The organism is Falsiroseomonas frigidaquae (assembly GCF_012163145.1).
Taxonomy (GTDB): domain Bacteria; phylum Pseudomonadota; class Alphaproteobacteria; order Acetobacterales; family Acetobacteraceae; genus Falsiroseomonas; species Falsiroseomonas frigidaquae.
The window spans coordinates 333,974-350,161 of record NZ_JAAVTX010000006.1; the positions used below are offsets into that span (position 1 = coordinate 333,974).

The window sequence follows — 16,188 nt, forward strand, 5'->3', positions numbered from 1 at the left end:
CTGCCGTGCCAAGCTGATGAAGGGGAGAGAGAGTAATGGTCGGACCGCGCTGCGACAAGGGCGAGGGCCCCACCAACAAAGGCAGGGAAAGCCTCGCCGACAGGGGCAGAAGACGGACGGCATTTTGCGCTAGAGTGTCCGCCATGCGACGCACCCCCTTGATCCTCCTGCTTCTCGCCCCGCTCCTGGTTGAGCCCGCGCCGGCCGCGGCGCAGCCCTGGGCGGACGATTCGACCCGCGCAGCCGGCCGCCAGGCGCTGGAGGCGCTGCGCCAGAACCGGTTCCTGGAAGCCGACAGCCTTTCGCTCGCCGCCGATCCGGTGGTTCGCAAGCTGGTGGTCTGGGGCCGCGTGCAGAACCGCAACGGCGGCGCCAGCGCGGCCGAGATCGTCCGCTGGCTGGACGCCAACCCGGATTGGCCGCTGCCCATCACCATGTCGATCCGTGCCGAGGACGCGCTGGTAGGCGATGCGGATGATGCGCTGGCGCTGCGCCAGTTCGGCCGCACCCCCGCCCGCACCCTGCCCGGCGTGCAGCGCCATGCCGATGCCCTGATCCGGACCGGCCGCGCCACGGAAGCCGCCGCCGTGCTGCGCGCCGGCTGGCGGGATGCCGATGGCGATGGTTTCGCCGAACAGGATTTCCTGGGCCGCAATGCGGCCCAGCTGACCGCCGACGACCATTGGAGCCGGGCCGACCGGCTGTTCTGGGCCAACCAGGCCGCCGCTGCCGCCCGGCTGCTGCCGATGCTGGACGCCGCCCGCCGCGCCACGCTGGAAGCCCGCCTCGCCGCCCGCGCCGGCACTTTTGCCGGCACCGCGCAGGATATCGGCGTGGCGCATGAGCTGGCCCGCACCGCCCGCCGCGCCGACCGCGATGCCGAGGCCGCCGCCATCTGGCACGCCGCCGAGCCGCTGCAGCGCGACCTGTCGCCGGAGGCGCAGCGCGCCATCTGGGTGGAGCGCCAGGTGCTGTCGCGCAAGACGCTGCGGCTGGGCGACCCGGCCACCGCCTATCGCCTGGCGGCCAATCATGGCCAGTCGGAGCTTGGCGAGCCGCGGCAGGAAGGCGAGTTCCTGGCCGGCTTCATCGCGCTGCGGATGCTGAACCAGCCGGCCCAGGCGTTGGCCCATTTCACCCGGCTGGGCGAGGGCAGCAGCAGCGTCATCACCCGCGCCCGGAGCGCCTATTGGGAAGGCGCCGCGCTGGCGACGCTCGGTCGCACCGCGCAGGCCCAGGCGCAGTGGCGCGAAGCGGCGACGCTGCCGGTCGCCTTCTACGGCCAGCTCGCCAGCCTGGCGCTGGGCGAAACCCCGGCACAGCTTGCCGCGCGGATCGGCGGCAGCGGCGCCGCAGCCCCGGGCCAGGACCAGGCGGCCGGCTTCCTGGGGCGGGAGATGGTGCGGGCCGTGGTGGCGCTGGCCGATCTCGGCCAATCCGACCGCGCCCGCATGTTCCTGCTGCGGCTCGAGGAGCTTTCCCCGGATGCCGGCGACCGCTGGCTGATCGCGCGCCTCGGCGTCGCCATCCGTCGCCCGGACCACGCGGTCTGGATCGCGCGGCGTGCCGGCGCCGATGGCGTGATCCTGCTGGAGGATGGCTGGCCCACCCCCTACCCCACCCCGAACGAGGGCGCCGAGCCGGCGCTGGTCAATGCGATCACCCGGCAGGAAAGCAATTTCGATCTCTCGGCCGTGTCGTCCGCCAATGCGCGCGGGCCGATGCAGTTGCTGCCCTCCACCGCCGCCGGCGTGGCGCGGCGGCTCGGCGTGCCGCATTCCACGGCGATGCTGACCACCGATGCCGCGCACAACCTGCGCCTCGGCAGCGCCTTCATCGGCCAGATGCTGGAGCGCTTCGGCGGCGCCATGCCGCTGGCGGCGGCCGGCTACAATGCCGGGCCGGGGCGGGTGGACCAGTGGCTCGGCACCTATGGCGACCCACGTTCCCCGAGCGGGCCGCATGTACTGGACTGGATCGAGCAGATTCCCTTCGGCGAGACCCGCAACTACGTGCAGCGCGTGATCGAGAACGTGGTGATCTACCGCGCCCGCAACCCCGCCACCGGCGACCTGCCGCATCCGCTGGCCGGGTTGATGGCGGGCCGCCGATGACCAGGCGGGTTTTCATCACGGCGCGGGACGGGCTGAAGCTGGCCGCGCTGGACCATGCCGGACCGGAAGGCCGCACGCCGATTCTCTGCCTGCCCGGCCTGACCCGCACGGCGGAGGATTTCGACGCGCTTGCGGATCGCCATGCCGGCAGGCGGCGTGTGCTGGCGCTGGACCATGCCGGGCATGGCGAGAGCGGCCGCGCCGAATCGGTCACGCGCTACGGCATCGAGCACAGCCTGCGCGACGTGCTGGACGCCATGGCGGCGCTGCATTGCCACCGCGCCTTGGTGGTGGGCACCAGCTATGGCGGCATCCTGGCGATGATCCTGGGCGTGCTGCGGCCGACGGCGCTGGCCGGGGTGGTGCTGAACGATGTCGGCCCGGTGCTGGAGCCGGTGGGCCTCGGCCAGGTGCAGGATTTCGTCGGCCGCGACCCCGCCTTGCCGGGGCTGGAGGAAGCCGTCGCGTATCTCAAGGCCAAGCTGCCGCCGCTGGCGCTGGACGAGGCCGGCTGGCACCGCTTCGCCGCCGGCACGTTCCGGGCCGGGCCGGATGGCGCATGGCATCCGCGCTGGGACATCCGCATCGCCCAGGCGATGGCGGCGGGCGGCGCCATGCCGGACCTCTGGCCCGCCTTCGGCGCGCTGGCGCATGCGCCGCTGATGCTGGTGCGCGGCGCGTTGTCCGACCTTCTGTCGGAGGACACGGCGCTGCGGATGGCGGAGGCCCGGCGCGACATGCGCTTCGTCGAGATCCCCGGCAGCGGCCATTGCCCGACGCTGGAGGAACCTGCGGCCGTCGCGGCGCTCGACGCCTTCCTCGACCGCATCCCATGACCCCTGCCCTGCTGGTGGCGACCATGGGCGGGGTCGGCCGGCTGCGGCCGGGGCCCGGCACCTGGGGGTCTGCCCTGGTGCTGCCGGCGCTGTGGCTGGGGCCGGTGGCCTGCCTGGCCCTGGCGGCGCTGTGCCTGGTGGCCGGCTGGTGGGCGGCGGGCGAAGTGCTGCGCGATGGCCACGAGGACCCCGGCTGGTTCGTGGTGGATGAGGGGGCGGGCATGCTGCTGGCGCTCGCCGCGCTGCCGGCGGCCACCCTGCCCGGCGCGCTGGCCGCCTTCGCGCTGTTCCGGCTGCTGGACATCACGAAACCCTGGCCGATTTCCTGGTTCGACCGCCAGCCCGGCGCCTTCGGCGTCATGCTGGATGATGTGATCGCCGGGGCCATCGCCGGCGCCGCCCTGCTGGCGTTTCATCGCTATTTTCCGGGAGGGCTTTCCTGATGCTGCCAGCCACGACGCTGGAGGAGGCGCAGCGCGTGCTGGCGCTGCTGCAGTCCCGCGACCTCACCCTCGCCACTGCCGAATCCTGCACCGGCGGGCTGATCGCCGCGGCGCTGACCGCCGTCCCCGGCTTTTCCGCGACCATGCTCGCCGGCTACGTCACCTATTCGAACGAGGCCAAGACCCGCATGCTCGGCGTGCCCGCCCCGCTGATCGAGGCGGTGGGCGCGGTGAGCGAGCCCGTGGCGCGGCAGATGGCCGAAGGCGCCGTGCAGGATGCGGGGGCGGACGTCGCCGTTTCCTGCACCGGCATCGCCGGGCCGACCGGCGGCAGCGCCGAGAAGCCCGTGGGCCTGGTGCACCTGGCCTGCGCGCTGCGCGGTGCGCCGACGCTGGCCGAGCACCACATCTTCCCCGACGACCGCACGGCAATCCGCGCCGCGACCGTCGCCGCCGCCTTCGCCCTGATCCGCCGCGCCCTGGAGCACACTGCATGAGCCTGACCGATCAGCTTCTGACCACCCTGGATGCCGGCCGCGACGCGGCGGTGGCGCGCCTGGTGGAATGGCTCCGCATCCCCTCCATCTCGGCGCAGCCGGATCATGCGGCGGATTGCGTGCGGGCCGCGGAATGGGTGCGCGACCAGCTTCTGGAACTGGGCTTCACGGCTTCGCTGCGACAGACGCCGAAGCACCCCGTGGTGGTGGCGCATCATCCGGGTCCCGAAGGCGGCAAGCGGCACCTGCTGTATTACGGCCATTACGACGTGCAGCCGCCGGACCCGCTGGAGCTGTGGACCAGCCCGCCCTTCGAGCCGGTGCTGGTGGAGGGTCCGAACGGCCAGCGCGTGGTCGCCCGCGGCGCGGTGGACGACAAGGGCCAGGTGCTGATGTGGATCGAGGCGCTGCGCGCCTGGAACAAGGTGGCCGGCGGCCCGCCCTGCGCCATCACCGCGGTGATCGAGGGGGAGGAGGAAATCGGCTCCCCCAACCTCGCCCCCTTCATGGCGGCCAATGTCGCGGAGCTGAAGGCCGATGTCGCCATCATCAGCGACACCGGCATGTGGGACATCGACACCCCGGCGCTGTCCACCCGGCTGCGCGGCATGTGCTTCGTGCAGCTCGACATCAAGGCGGCCAGCCGGGACCTGCATTCCGGCATGTATGGCGGCAGCGCGCTGAACCCGAACAACCTGATCACGAAGATCCTGGGCGACCTGCACGATGCCAACGGCCGCGTGCAGCTGCCGGGCTTCTATGACGGCGTGCCGGAGCTTTCGCCCGAACTGCGCGCGCAATGGCAGGCGCTGGGCTTCTCCGAACATGATTTCCTCGGCGCCATCGGGCTGTCGGTGCCGGTGGGGGAGAAGGATCGCGGGCCGCTGGAACGGCTCTGGGCGCGGCCGACGGCGGATATCAACGGCATCTGGGGCGGCTATACCGGCCCCGGCAGCAAGACCGTGATCCCCAGCGAGGCGCACGCCAAGATCACCTTCCGGCTCGTCCCCGGCCAGCACCACGAGAAGGTCTTTGCGAGCTTCCAGGAGTTCGTGAAGGCGCGGCTTCCGGCGGACGCCACCGCCACCTTCCAGGGCGGCGGCGCCAGCCCGGGGATCGAGGTGCCGGCGGACAGCGACTTCGTGAAGGCGGCCCAGGCCGCGCTGGCCGATGAATACGGGCGGCCCGCCGCGATGATCGGCTGCGGCGGGTCGATCCCCATCGTCTCCTCGATGAAGGACGTGTTAGGGCTGGATACCGTGCTGATGGGCTTCGGCCTCGAGGACGACCAGGTGCACAGCCCGAACGAGAAATTCGACCTGCGCTGCTTCCACCAGGGCGCGCGCAGCCACGCGCGGCTGCTGGCGAAGCTGGGCTGACGCCACAAGCGGGCGTTGTGCGGGCTATCACGGCCGCACAACCACCGCTTGCAATTCGTTAAGCCTGCGGCTCATCTTCCGGCCAGGGCGGCGGGCCGGCGCCTGCCGCCCGTCATGTGGCGGCGCCGTCCCGGCCCGCCGGCAGCCGGAGCAGCGCATGCCATGCCCGCCGTCTATGAGCACATCCATTTCCGCAAGCAGAAGAAGATGGCCGGCCGCTACCGGGCGGCGCTTACCCAGGCCATCGCGGAACTCGCCGTCGCCGCGCCGACGACCGACCAGGTCAAGCTGAGCCGCAACCTGCGCAACGCGGTCTATACGGCCTGCCAGATGCACGACCAGGCGCAGCTGGTGCAGGAGGTCTATTTCAAGACCGTCCCCGGCTCCGCCCGCTGCGCCGGCGACGCCGACTGGTGCATCTTCTACGCGATGGACATCCACAACCCGGCCAGCAACGTCCAGCTTCTCATGCTCGGCCGCATCGCCGGCGTGCGGCTCGAGGCCTTCTTCGACTTCCGGATCAGCGAGGAGGACGCCATCGCCTTCGACGGCGCCTCCGTCCCCGCCACGGACAATACGGTGGACATGAACTACCGGGACACCGTGCTGTCGAACCACGGCAACAAGCACTTCGGCGTCGATCGCGGCGCCAACCAGTACGACATCGGCGCCAGCGCGGAGGTGCGCTACCGCATCGTGCGGGGCATGGAGGAGAAGGCGGCCGCACATGGGGTGATGCTCGGCAGCGAGGCCTATTTCATGTTCGACCGCCGCGTCGGCTATGAGGGCACGAAGGGCAATGCGGGTGCCGCCTGCGTCTGCATCCGGGTGGACACGCCCGGCCTGCCGACCCAGCACAGCCACCCGATTCCCACCACCGGCGTCGGGTCCCACGACGCCAAGCTGAAGGACGCGATCCGGCAGCTGACGGTGAAGGGCGAGGTCGGCCTGCCCTATCTGGTGCAGATGGCGAAGTACCTCACCATCATCGGCGCGCGGCGGCTGATGTTCACCAACCTGCGCGCCGACAAGGCGTTGTACGGCGTGCACCGCCCGCCGGAATGCGTCTACTGGGCCTGGTGAGGCCGAGTCTCAGCCCTTCGCGAGCGCGCCGCGAATGGTCGTCAGCGCGTCCTCGATCATCGGCGCCGTCACGTCCAGATGCGTGCAGGCGCGCAGCCGCCCGCCGAGCAGGGACAGTGCCACGCCCTCCATGCGCAGGCGCTTCACCAGATCCGCCGCCGCCACGCCGGTGCCGGGGATGGTGAAGAACACCAGGTTGGTGTCGGGGTCCTGCACCTCCACCCCTTCCATCTGCGCCAGGCCGCGGGCCAGCGTCTTGGCATTGGCGTGGTCCTCCGCCAGCCGGTCGATATTGTGGTCCAGCGCATAGAGGCAGCCCGCGGCGCAGATTCCCGCCTGCCGCATGGCGCCGCCGAGGCGCTGCTTCCAGCGCCAGGCCTCGTCGATGAAGTCGCGCGAGCCGCACAGCACGGCACCCAGCGGCGCGCCCAGGCCCTTGGTGAAGTCCAGCCAGACGCTGTCATAGCCCGCCGCCATCTCGGCCGGCGCGATGCCGGCGGCGACGCAGGCGTTCATCAGCCGCGCGCCGTCCATATGGGTGTTGAGACCGGCGCCGTGGGCGATCTCCGCAATCTCATCCAGCGTGGACTTCGCCCAGACGGCGCCACCGCCCGTATTGGCGGTCTGCTCCACCTCGACCAGCCTTTGCGTCGGCGTGTGGCGGGACTTGCCGCGCAAGGCGCCGCGCAACGAATCGGGCGTGTACATGCCGCGCGGGCCCTTCAGCGGCAGGATCTGCACGCTGCCGAGCGCCGCATGGGCGCCGCCCTCGCTGGTCAGGATATGCGCCGTCTCATGTGCGATGATCTCCTCCCCCGGGCGGCAATGCACCAGGGTGGAGGCGACGTTGCACATGGTGCCGGAGGGCATGAACACCGCCGCTTCCTTGCCCATCAGCGCCGCCATGCGGTCGCACAGCGCATGCACCGTGGGGTCGTCGCCATGCTGCTCGTCGCCCACCTCGGCCCGCATCATGGCGTCCAACATCGCCGGCGTCGGCTTGGTCTGGGTGTCGGAATACAGGTTGATGCGGACGCGCGGCGCGCCCTCGGGCGGGCGTTCGGGGGCATGGACCATGGGGCGGCTCCGGCTTTGGTTCCCGGGCACTCCGCTATGCGCAGGGGCTTACGTCAAGTCGGCCACGTCAAGCCGGGCGGGCCATCCCGTGGCGCTGCCACAGCGGCGCGATGGCTGGGCGCGCGGCGACGGCCTGGGCCAGCGCCTCGATCTTCGGCAGGTTCGCGGGGGTCCAGACCCGTCCCTCCGCCCAGCGCGACAGCACGGCGAGGTAGATATCGGCCACGCTGAAGCGCGCGCCGAGCAGGAAGGGCGCGGCGGGGTCGCCGGTCAGCCCGGCGTGGTTCTCCACCACCCGCATCACGTCCCGCGCCATGGCCAGCGCGCCGTCACGCAGCGCCTGGTGCTGGTCCGGGCTGACGCCGAATCGCGCCGGATAGTCCCATCGGGTGATCTGCGGATAGAACTCGCCAGCCAGCAGCGCCATCCAGCGCAGCGCCCGCGCCCGGCCCGAATCGCCCGGCGGTGGCAGCAGGCCGGGGTGGATATCCGCCAGCGTCACCAGGATGGCCAGGCTTTCCGTCATCACCGTACCATCCGGCAGGATCAGCGTCGGCAGCCGGCCCATGGGGTTGATGGCGCGGTATTCAGCGCGGAGCTGGTGGTCACCCTCCAGCGGCACGTCGCGGAGTTCCACCGCCGCGCCGATCTCGGCCAGCGCCATCTCGACCGGGGCGGAGCCGGAGCCGGCATCGCCGTAGAGAATATAGCCCATTGCCGGCCTCCCCCGCTTTTCCACGCGCTGCTGAACGCGCTTGCGCGAAACAGGATGCAACGGCGCCGCCATCCTGTCGCGGCCCCGCCATGCTTCCCTGCATCCGGCAGCTTCGGGACGTGCATGGATGAGTGGCCTGCGGGTGAGCATCGGAGAGATCCTGGCGGATCAGCGGGAGAATACGGCGGCGCGGATGGGCGCCTCCGCCGAGGATATCCGCACCGCGCGCGACAGCGGCTTCGACCCGCAGGATGTGATGACCATCCGCCAGGTCACCGCCGCCCGTGCCGTACTGCTGGTGTTCCGCTGCCCCAACCTGGCGGCGCGATCCCTGCACGGGCTGCTGCCGGCCAAGACCGCGGTGACCACCGCGAAAAGCGGCAGCTCCGGCGCCGTGACCAGCCCGAGCGGCCTGCTGATGGTCTCCGACTACGACATCATGAGCGCCTGGCGGCAGGAAGGTGCCCGCTTCCGCAAGATCCCCATCACCGCCGCCGCGCCCGGCGCCAAATACGGCGCCTGGCTGCCGGAGGCCCGCGACCTGGTGCGGGAGCTGAATCGCAGGCTGGTGACGAAGATCCAGCACGGCGCGCAGGATGACTGGCTGGATGCGGAGCGCAATCGCGGCGTGAAGCCGGAGGATCTGTTCCTCGCCTTCCGCATGGGCGTGCCGGAACTGCTGTCAGGCCCGGCGGCGCTGGAACGCTTCTACCGGCAGGACCGGCTGTTCTGGCCCTACCTCCCCAACGGGAAGCATTGCGGCCGCACCGCCTAGCTCAGGCGCTCGGCGCGGGCGTCGCGGCGGCCGGCGGCGGCGGCGCGCGGCGGTAGAGGTTGGCGGCGCGGCGTTCGAAGGACCGCACCATCAGCCGCACCGCCTCGTTGAACACGGTGCCGATCACGGCCTGCAGCAGGCGCGACTTGAACTCGAAATCGACGAAGAAATCGACTTCCGTTCCGTTCGCCACCGGCCGGAAGCGCCAGTGGTTGTTCAGGTAGCGGAAGGGGCCGGTCAGGTAGCGGACATGCACATGGTGCGGCCGTTCCAGCGTCACCTGGCTCCGGAACGTCTCGCGGAACATCTTGAAGCCGATGGTCAGGTCCGCGATCAGCTCGCTGTCGGTGCGGGAGACGATGCGCGCCCCGACGCACCAGGGCAGGAACTCCGGATAGCGCCGGACATCCGCGACCATGTCGAACAGCTGCTCGTCGGAATACGGCAGCACCCGCTTCTCGGCGTGGGTGGGCATCAGGCGGCCTTCAGCTTTGCCGCCCGCGCATCCCGCAGCGCCGCGAAGTCGCGGTCCGCGTGATAGGAAGACCGGGTCAAGGGCGTGGCTGATACCAGGAGGAATCCCTTGCCGCGCGCCGCCTGCCCGTAATCCGCGAATTCATCCGGCGTGACGAAGCGATCCACTGCCGCATGCTTCACCGATGGCTGCAGGTATTGGCCGATGGTGAGGAAATCGACCTCCGCGCTGCGCAGGTCGTCCATCACCTGCAGCACCTCGATCCGCTTCTCTCCCAGCCCGACCATGATGCCCGACTTGGTGAAGATGGAGGGGTCGCGCTGCTTCACCCGGTCCAGCAGCCGCAGCGAGTGGTAGTAGCGCGCGCCGGGGCGGATGGAGGGATACAGCGCCGGGACGGTTTCCAGGTTGTGGTTGAACACATCCGGCCTGGCGTCGATCACCACCTCCAGCGCGCCATCCTTGCGCAGGAAGTCGGGCGTCAGGATCTCGATGGTGGTCTCGGGCGCCGCGGCGCGGGTGGCGGCGATGGTCTCGGCGAAGTGGCGCGCACCGCCATCGGCCAGGTCGTCCCGGTCCACGCTGGTGATGACCACGTGGCGCAGGCCCAGCTTGGCCACCGCATCGGCCACCCGGCGCGGCTCGTCGGTGTCCAGCGCCTTGGGCATGCCGGTGATGACGTTGCAGAAGCTGCAGGCGCGGGTGCAGGTGTCGCCCATGATCATCATGGTGGCGTGGCGCTGCGACCAGCACTCCCCGATATTCGGGCAGGCCGCCTCCTCGCAGACCGTCACCAGGCCATTCGCGCGCATCAGCGCGTGGGTTTCCCGGTAGATCGGGCTGGTGGGGGCCTTCACCCGGATCCAGTCCGGCTTGCGCTGGATCGGGTTGTCCGGGCGCTTCGCCTTCTCAGGGTGCCTTTCGGCACCCGTCAGGGCGGCCCGGTGGTCGATTTCGAGGCGGGTGCTCATGGCGCTAGATGTGGATCACCCGGCCATAGGCATCAAGCACCGACTCATGCATCGCCTCGGAAACCGTGGGATGCGGGAAGACGGTGTGCATCAACTCGGCCTCGGTGGATTCCAGGGTGCGGGCGATGCCGTAGCCCTGGATCATCTCCGTCACCTCGGGCCCGACCATGTGCGCGCCGAGCAGTTCGCCCGTCTTGGCGTCGAACACCGTCTTCACGAAGCCCTCCGGTTCCCCCATCGCGATGGCCTTGCCGTTGCCGATGAAGGGGAAGCGGCCGACCCGGACTTCATGGCCCAGTTCCTTGGCCTTCTTCTCCGTCAGGCCGACACTGGCGACCTGCGGGCGGCAATAGGTGCAACCGGGGATGTTCAGCACATCCATGGCGTGGGGATGCTTGCCCGCGATCGCCTCGACGCAGATCACCGCCTCATGGCTGGCCTTGTGCGCCAGCCAGGGCGCACCGGTGAGGTCGCCGATGGCGTAGACGCCCGGCTCACCCGTGTTGCCGAAGGCATCGGTGACCACATGGGTACGGTCCACCTTCACCTTCGTGCCTTCCAGGCCGAGGTCCTCCACATTGCCGACGATGCCGACGGCGGAGATCAGCCGGTCCGCCGTGATCTCCTGCACCTTGCCACCGGCCTCGACGATGGCAGTGATGCTGTCGGCGTTCTTGCGCACGCCCTGCACGCGGGCGCCGGTGATGATCTGCATCTTCTGCTTGGTGAAGGCCTTGTGGACGAAGGCGGAGATTTCCTCGTCCTCCACCGGCAGGATGCGATCCATCACTTCGATCAGCGTCACCTCGGCGCCCATGTTCAGGTAGAAGCTGGCGAATTCGGAGCCGATGGCGCCGCTGCCCATGACGATGAGCTTCTTCGGCAGCGCGGTCGGCGTCATCGCCTCCCGGTACGACCAGATCAGCTTCCCGTCGGGCTCCATCCCCGGCAGCACGCGGGCGCGCGCACCGGTCGCCAGCAGGATGTGTTTTCCCGAAATGTCCGCGACCGGTTTGCCGTCCTTGGTCACCGCAACCTTGCCGGGCCCCGCGAGCTTCGCGTGGCCGTCATAGACGGTGACCTTGTTCTTCTTCATCAGGTGCTTCACGCCACCCGAGAGCTGCCCGGCGACCTGACGGCTGCGCTTCACCACCTTGGCGAAATCGAAGCGGATGTTGTCGGCCGCGAAGCCATAGGCATCCAGGCTGTGCAGCAGGTGATTGATCTCGGAGGCGCGCAGCAGCGCCTTGGTCGGGATGCAGCCCCAGTTGAGGCAGATGCCGCCGAGGTTCTCGCGCTCGACCAGCGCGACCTTCATGCCGAGCTGGCTGGCGCGGATGGCGCCGACATAGCCACCGGGGCCGCCGCCGACGACGACGAGATCAAAAGTCTCGGCCATGTTCAGGACTCTCCTGCCAGGGCGCGCAAAGCGTCGCCCGAGAGGCGCCGTGAGCGCCACTCATCGCGGCTTTCCGAGCCGATGCGGTCATAGAAGCGGATGGAGGGCGCGTTCCAGTCGAGCACCTGCCATTCCATCCGCGTGCAGTTCTCCGCCACCGCGCGCTTCGCCAAGTGGCGAAAGAAGGCCATGCCGACGCCCAGGCCCCGATGCTCCGGCTCGACATAGATGTCTTCGAGGTAGATGCCCGGGCGGCCGGTAAACGTCGAAAAATTGTAGAACCAGATCGCCTGGCCGATGGCGCGGCCCTCACGCTCCGCCAGTGTGCAGGAGACGCGGGGGGTGGGGCCGAAGAGGGCCTCGCGGAAATCGGCCTCGGTGCCCACCGCCTCGTGCAGCAGCTTCTCGTACTCGGCGAGGTCGCGGACCAGGCGGAGGATTTCGGGCAGGTCCGCCTCGGTCGCGTCGCGCAGGGTGAAGTCGGTCATGCCGCACCCCCACCCCGACCCTTCCCCGCGCGCGGGGGAGGGAGAACATGGCCCTCCCCCGCTTGCGGGGGGTCGCGGCGCTGCCGCGACGCCGAAGGCTGGTTGGGTGGGGGCATGCGCAGCATCACAGCATCAGGCTCAGCGGCTCCTCGACGATCTTCTTGAACGTCGCGATCCACTCCGCCGCCAGCGCGCCATCCACCACGCGATGATCGACGGACAGCGTGCAGGTCATCACCGTGGCGATGGCCAGCGCGCCATCCTTCACCACCGGCCGCTGTTCCCCGGCGGAGACCGCCAGGATGCCGGCCTGCGGCGGGTTGATGATGGCGGCGAAGTCGCGCACGCCATACATGCCCATGTTGGAGATGGAGAAACCGCCGCCCTGGAACTCCTCCGGCTTCAGTTTTCCGGATTTGGCCCGCGCCGCCAGATCCTTCATCTGGTTGCTGATGGAGGCGAGCCCCGCTTGGTCTGCCTTGCGGATGATCGGCGTGATCAACCCGTCCGGGATGCTGACGGCAACCGAGATATCGACGTCGTGGTACTGAAGGATCGCCTCCTCGGTCCAGGTCGCATTGACCTGCGGCATCCGCCGCAAGGTCACCGCCGCGGCCTTGATCACCAGGTCATTGACCGAGAGCTTGAAGGCGCCCGGCCCGTCCTTCGGCGAGGTCGCATTCAGCTGCGACCGCAGCTTCAGCAGCGCGTCGATCTCGATATCCATCGAGACGTAGAAATGCGGCACCTGCTGCTTGGATTCCGTCAGGCGGCGCGCGATCACCTTGCGGATGCTGCTGTTCGGCACGGCGGTATGCGGCGCCGTGATGGCAGGGGCCGGGGCCTTCGGCGCCGGTGCGGCGGCGGGTGCCGGTGCCGGCGCGGCGGCCTGGGCCGGCTCGGCCTTGGCGGCCTGCGGCTTGGCCAGTGCGGCCTCCACATCCGTCTTCACAATGCGGCCATTCGGCCCGCTGCCGTTGATGCCGGCCAGGTCCAGCCCGGCCTGCGCCGCCATGCGACGGGCGAGTGGGGAGGCGATGGTGCGGTCGCCGGATTCGGCGGCCTTCGGCGCTTCCGCCTTCGGTGCAGCGGCCGGCTCCGTCTTCGGCGTCTCCGGCGCGGGGGCCGGCTTCGGGGCTTCGGCCTTGGGAGCCTCGGCCTTCGGCGCCGGCGCCGCATCGGCCGATTCGCCCGGCTCCACCAGCACGGCGATCGGGTCGTTGACCTTCACGCCGGCGGTGCCGCCCTGCACCAGGATCTTGCCGAGGATGCCCTCATCCACGGCTTCCACTTCCATGGTCGCCTTGTCGGTCTCGATCTCGGCGATGATGTCGCCGGCCTTGACCGTGTCGCCCTCGTTCTTCAGCCAGCGCGCCAGCGTGCCCTCGGTCATCGTGGGGGACAGCGCCGGCATCAGGATGTTCGTGGCCATGAGCTGTCCCCCTTACTTGTAGGTCACGCGCTTGGCGGCCTCGATCACCTGTTCCAGCCGCGGCAGCGCCAGCTTCTCCAGGTTCGCGGCATAGGGCATGGGAATGTCCAGCCCATGCACGCGCACCGGCGGCGCATCCAGGTCGTCGAAGCAGTTCTCCAGGATCTGCATGGCCACCTCCGCACCGATACCCGCATAGGGCCAGCCTTCCTCGAGCGTGACCAGCCGGTTGGTCTTCTTCACCGACTTCACCACCGTCTCGATGTCCAGCGGCCGCAGCGTGCGCAGGTTGATGACCTCCGCGCTGATGCCCTGCGCGGCCAGTTCATCCGCCGCCTGCATCGCCATGCCGACCATGATGGAGAAGGCCACCAGGGTCACATCGGTGCCCTCGCGCTCCACCTTCGCCTTGCCGATCGGCAGGATGAAATCCTCATCCGTCGGGCAGTCGAAGGTCTGGCCGTAGAGGATCTCGTTCTCCAGGAAGATGATCGGGTTCGGGTCGCGGATGGCGGCCCGCAGCAGGCCCTTGGCATCCGCCGCCGACCAGGGGGCGACCACCTTCAGGCCCGGCAGATGCGCGTACCAGCTGGCGTAGCACTGGCTGTGCTGCGCGGCGACGCGGCTGGCCGCGCCGTTCGGGCCGCGGAAGACGATCGGGCAGCCGAGCTGGCCGCCCGACATGTACAGCGTCTTCGCCGCCGAATTCACGATCTGGTCGATCGCCTGCATGGAGAAGTTGAAGGTCATGAACTCGACGATGGGCTTCAGCCCCGTCATCGCCGCGCCCACCGCCATGCCGGTGAAGCCATGTTCGGTGATCGGCATGTCGATCACGCGCTTCGGGCCGAACTCGTCCAGCAGGCCCTGGCTGATCTTGTAGGCGCCCTGGTACTGGCCGACCTCCTCGCCCATCAGGAAGACGTCCTTGTCGGCGCGCATCTCGGCCGCCATCGCGTCGCGCAGCGCTTCGCGCACGGTGATCGGCTTGGTGGCACCCCAATCCTTCTCGGGCGCGGCGGCCGCCTGGGCCGGCACCGGGGTGGCGGCGGGCTTCGCGGTCTCCATCTTCTCGACCGGCGCCTTGTCCAGCACCGCATCGGGCTTGGGCGCTTCCGCCTTCGCCGCCGGCGCTTCCTCGGCGCCGCCGTTGAGCTCCGCGATCGGCGTGTTCACGGCGACCCCGTCGGTGCCCTCGGGCACCAGGATCTTCGTCAGCGTGCCTTCATCGACCGCTTCCACTTCCATGGTCGCCTTGTCGGTCTCGATCTCGGCGATCACGTCGCCGGCCTTCACCGCGTCGCCTTCCGCCTTGAGCCAGCGGGCCAGCTTGCCCTCCGTCATGGTGGGGCTGAGGGCGGGCATCAGGATCTGCGTCATCTCAGCGGGACTCCAGCAGGACGTCCGTCCACAATTCGCTCTCATCGGGCTCCGGCGAGGTCTGCGCGAATTCGGCGCTGTCCTGCACGATGGCCTTCACCTCGTCGTCGATCACCTTCAGATCCGCTTCCTTCGCATCGAAGGTTTCCAGCAGCATCTTCCGCGCGGTCTCGATGCAGTCGTTCTGCTCGCGCATCTTCTGCACCTCCTCCCGCGTCCGGTACTTCGCCGGGTCGGACATGGAGTGGCCGCGGTAGCGGTAGGTCTTCATCTCCAGCAGGTACGGGCCGTTGCCGGCGCGGCAATGGGCGACCGCACGCTCACCGGCCTCCTTCACCGCGACCACATCCATGCCGTTCACCTGCTCGCCCGGGATGCCCCAGGGGGAGCCGTTCTTCGACAGGTCGCGGGAGGCGCTGGCGCGTTCCACGCTGGTGCCCATGCCGTACTTGTTGTTCTCGATGACGAAGATGCAGGGCAGCTTGAACAGCGCCGCCAGGTTCAGGCTTTCGAAGACCTGGCCCTGGTTCGAGGCACCCTCGCCGAAATAGGCCACGGCCACCGCGCCATCGCCCCGGTACCAGTTGGAGAAGGCGAGCCCGACGCCGAGCGAGACCTGCGCGCCGACGATGCCATGGCCGCCATAGAAGCCCTTCTCGCGCGAGAACATGTGCATGCTCCCGCCCTTGCCCTTGGAATAGCCGCCGATCCGGCCGGTCAGCTCGGCCATCACGCCGCGCGCCTCCATGCCGGTGGCCAGCATATGTCCGTGGTCGCGATAGGAGGTGATGACCTCGTCGCCCGGCTTGAGGCAGAGCTGCATGCCGACCACCACTGCCTCCTGGCCGATATACAGGTGGCAGAAGCCGCCGATCAGGCCCATGCCATACAACTGGCCGGCCTTCTCCTCGAAACGGCGGATCAGCAGCATGTCCCGGTAGGCGCGGGTCAGCTGCTCCTTGCTGATGGAAGGCTGATTGGCCCCCTTGGAGGCCCCCTTGCCGCGGGGTACGCGGGCGGCGGTTTCGGCCATGCGGTGTCCTCCTCAGGGCTTCCCTTTCCTCGCATCTACGCGTGCTGCCGGGCCTGTGCAAGCATGCCGTGGTTCGGAAAAGCATTGATTG

General features: G+C 69.5%; 16 protein-coding genes. 7 read left to right on the forward strand and 9 right to left on the reverse strand.

Annotation, left to right across the window (positions count from 1 at the left end):
• Positions 1-158: 158 nt before the first annotated feature.
• The 6 genes from HB662_RS21150 to HB662_RS21175 all read left to right on the forward strand — a co-directional run bounded on the left by HB662_RS21150 (position 159) and on the right by HB662_RS21175 (position 6,352).
• Complete coding sequence (locus tag HB662_RS21150) at positions 159-2,114, forward strand: lytic transglycosylase domain-containing protein (protein ID WP_245185792.1); 1,956 nt, start codon at positions 159-161, stop codon at positions 2,112-2,114.
• Positions 2,111-2,950: an alpha/beta fold hydrolase gene (locus HB662_RS21155; RefSeq protein ID WP_168052477.1), complete on the forward strand. Its 840-nt coding sequence runs from the start codon at positions 2,111-2,113 to the stop codon at positions 2,948-2,950. Before HB662_RS21150 ends, HB662_RS21155 begins: the two co-directional genes overlap by 4 nt.
• On the forward strand, positions 2,947-3,393 hold the full coding sequence (locus tag HB662_RS21160) for a phosphatidylglycerophosphatase A family protein (protein WP_168052479.1): 447 nt from the start codon (positions 2,947-2,949) through the stop codon (positions 3,391-3,393). The genes HB662_RS21155 and HB662_RS21160 overlap by 4 nt, the downstream gene beginning before the upstream one ends.
• Complete coding sequence (locus tag HB662_RS21165; protein WP_168052482.1) at positions 3,393-3,890, forward strand: CinA family protein; 498 nt, start codon at positions 3,393-3,395, stop codon at positions 3,888-3,890. The genes HB662_RS21160 and HB662_RS21165 overlap by 1 nt, the downstream gene beginning before the upstream one ends.
• Entirely contained in the window at positions 3,887-5,269 is a 1,383-nt protein-coding gene (locus HB662_RS21170) for a dipeptidase (RefSeq protein ID WP_168052484.1), read from the forward strand. The genes HB662_RS21165 and HB662_RS21170 overlap by 4 nt, the downstream gene beginning before the upstream one ends.
• Before the next feature lie 162 nt (positions 5,270-5,431).
• Positions 5,432-6,352 carry a hypothetical protein gene (locus HB662_RS21175; RefSeq protein ID WP_168052486.1) on the forward strand — a complete coding sequence of 307 codons (921 nt, stop codon included), beginning with the start codon at positions 5,432-5,434 and terminating at the stop codon, positions 6,350-6,352.
• 9 nt (positions 6,353-6,361) lie between these two features.
• On the opposite strand, the gene HB662_RS21180 is transcribed toward HB662_RS21175, so the two are convergent.
• Together HB662_RS21180 and HB662_RS21185 are read right to left on the reverse strand one after the other, a co-directional pair.
• Positions 6,362-7,429 (reverse strand): threonine aldolase family protein, encoded by a 1,068-nt coding sequence (locus HB662_RS21180; RefSeq protein WP_168052488.1) that lies wholly within the window; start codon positions 7,427-7,429, stop codon positions 6,362-6,364.
• A gap of 67 nt (positions 7,430-7,496) precedes the next feature.
• Complete coding sequence (locus HB662_RS21185; protein WP_168052490.1) at positions 7,497-8,144, reverse strand: glutathione S-transferase family protein; 648 nt, start codon at positions 8,142-8,144, stop codon at positions 7,497-7,499.
• A gap of 142 nt (positions 8,145-8,286) precedes the next feature.
• Between HB662_RS21185 and HB662_RS21190 the strand changes: the two genes are divergently transcribed.
• Positions 8,287-8,919: a hypothetical protein gene (locus HB662_RS21190; protein WP_168052492.1), complete on the forward strand. Its 633-nt coding sequence runs from the start codon at positions 8,287-8,289 to the stop codon at positions 8,917-8,919.
• A gap of 1 nt (position 8,920) precedes the next feature.
• Here HB662_RS21190 and HB662_RS21195 read toward each other — a convergent pair whose 3' ends face one another.
• The 7 genes from HB662_RS21195 to pdhA all read right to left on the reverse strand — a co-directional run bounded on the left by HB662_RS21195 (position 8,921) and on the right by pdhA (position 16,097).
• On the reverse strand, positions 8,921-9,394 hold the full coding sequence (locus HB662_RS21195) for a type II toxin-antitoxin system RatA family toxin (protein ID WP_168052494.1): 474 nt from the start codon (positions 9,392-9,394) through the stop codon (positions 8,921-8,923).
• Entirely contained in the window at positions 9,394-10,365 is a 972-nt protein-coding gene (gene lipA, locus HB662_RS21200) for a lipoyl synthase (protein WP_168052496.1), read from the reverse strand. The genes HB662_RS21195 and lipA overlap by 1 nt, the downstream gene beginning before the upstream one ends.
• A 4-nt stretch (positions 10,366-10,369) precedes the next feature.
• A complete protein-coding gene (gene lpdA, locus HB662_RS21205; RefSeq protein ID WP_168052499.1) occupies positions 10,370-11,764 on the reverse strand; it encodes a dihydrolipoyl dehydrogenase in 1,395 nt (464 codons plus the stop codon).
• 2 nt (positions 11,765-11,766) lie between these two features.
• Entirely contained in the window at positions 11,767-12,252 is a 486-nt protein-coding gene (locus HB662_RS21210; protein ID WP_168052500.1) for a GNAT family N-acetyltransferase, read from the reverse strand.
• A 124-nt stretch (positions 12,253-12,376) separates the two neighbouring features.
• Complete coding sequence (locus tag HB662_RS21215) at positions 12,377-13,684, reverse strand: pyruvate dehydrogenase complex dihydrolipoamide acetyltransferase (RefSeq protein ID WP_168052502.1); 1,308 nt, start codon at positions 13,682-13,684, stop codon at positions 12,377-12,379.
• 12 nt (positions 13,685-13,696) lie between these two features.
• A complete protein-coding gene (locus HB662_RS21220; RefSeq protein ID WP_168052504.1) occupies positions 13,697-15,064 on the reverse strand; it encodes a pyruvate dehydrogenase complex E1 component subunit beta in 1,368 nt (455 codons plus the stop codon).
• A 1-nt stretch (position 15,065) separates the two neighbouring features.
• The gene (pdhA, locus tag HB662_RS21225) at positions 15,066-16,097 is read right to left on the reverse strand and encodes a pyruvate dehydrogenase (acetyl-transferring) E1 component subunit alpha (RefSeq protein ID WP_168052506.1); all 1,032 of its coding nucleotides are present in this window, start codon (positions 16,095-16,097) and stop codon (positions 15,066-15,068) included.
• Between the last annotated feature and the right edge of the window lie 91 nt (positions 16,098-16,188).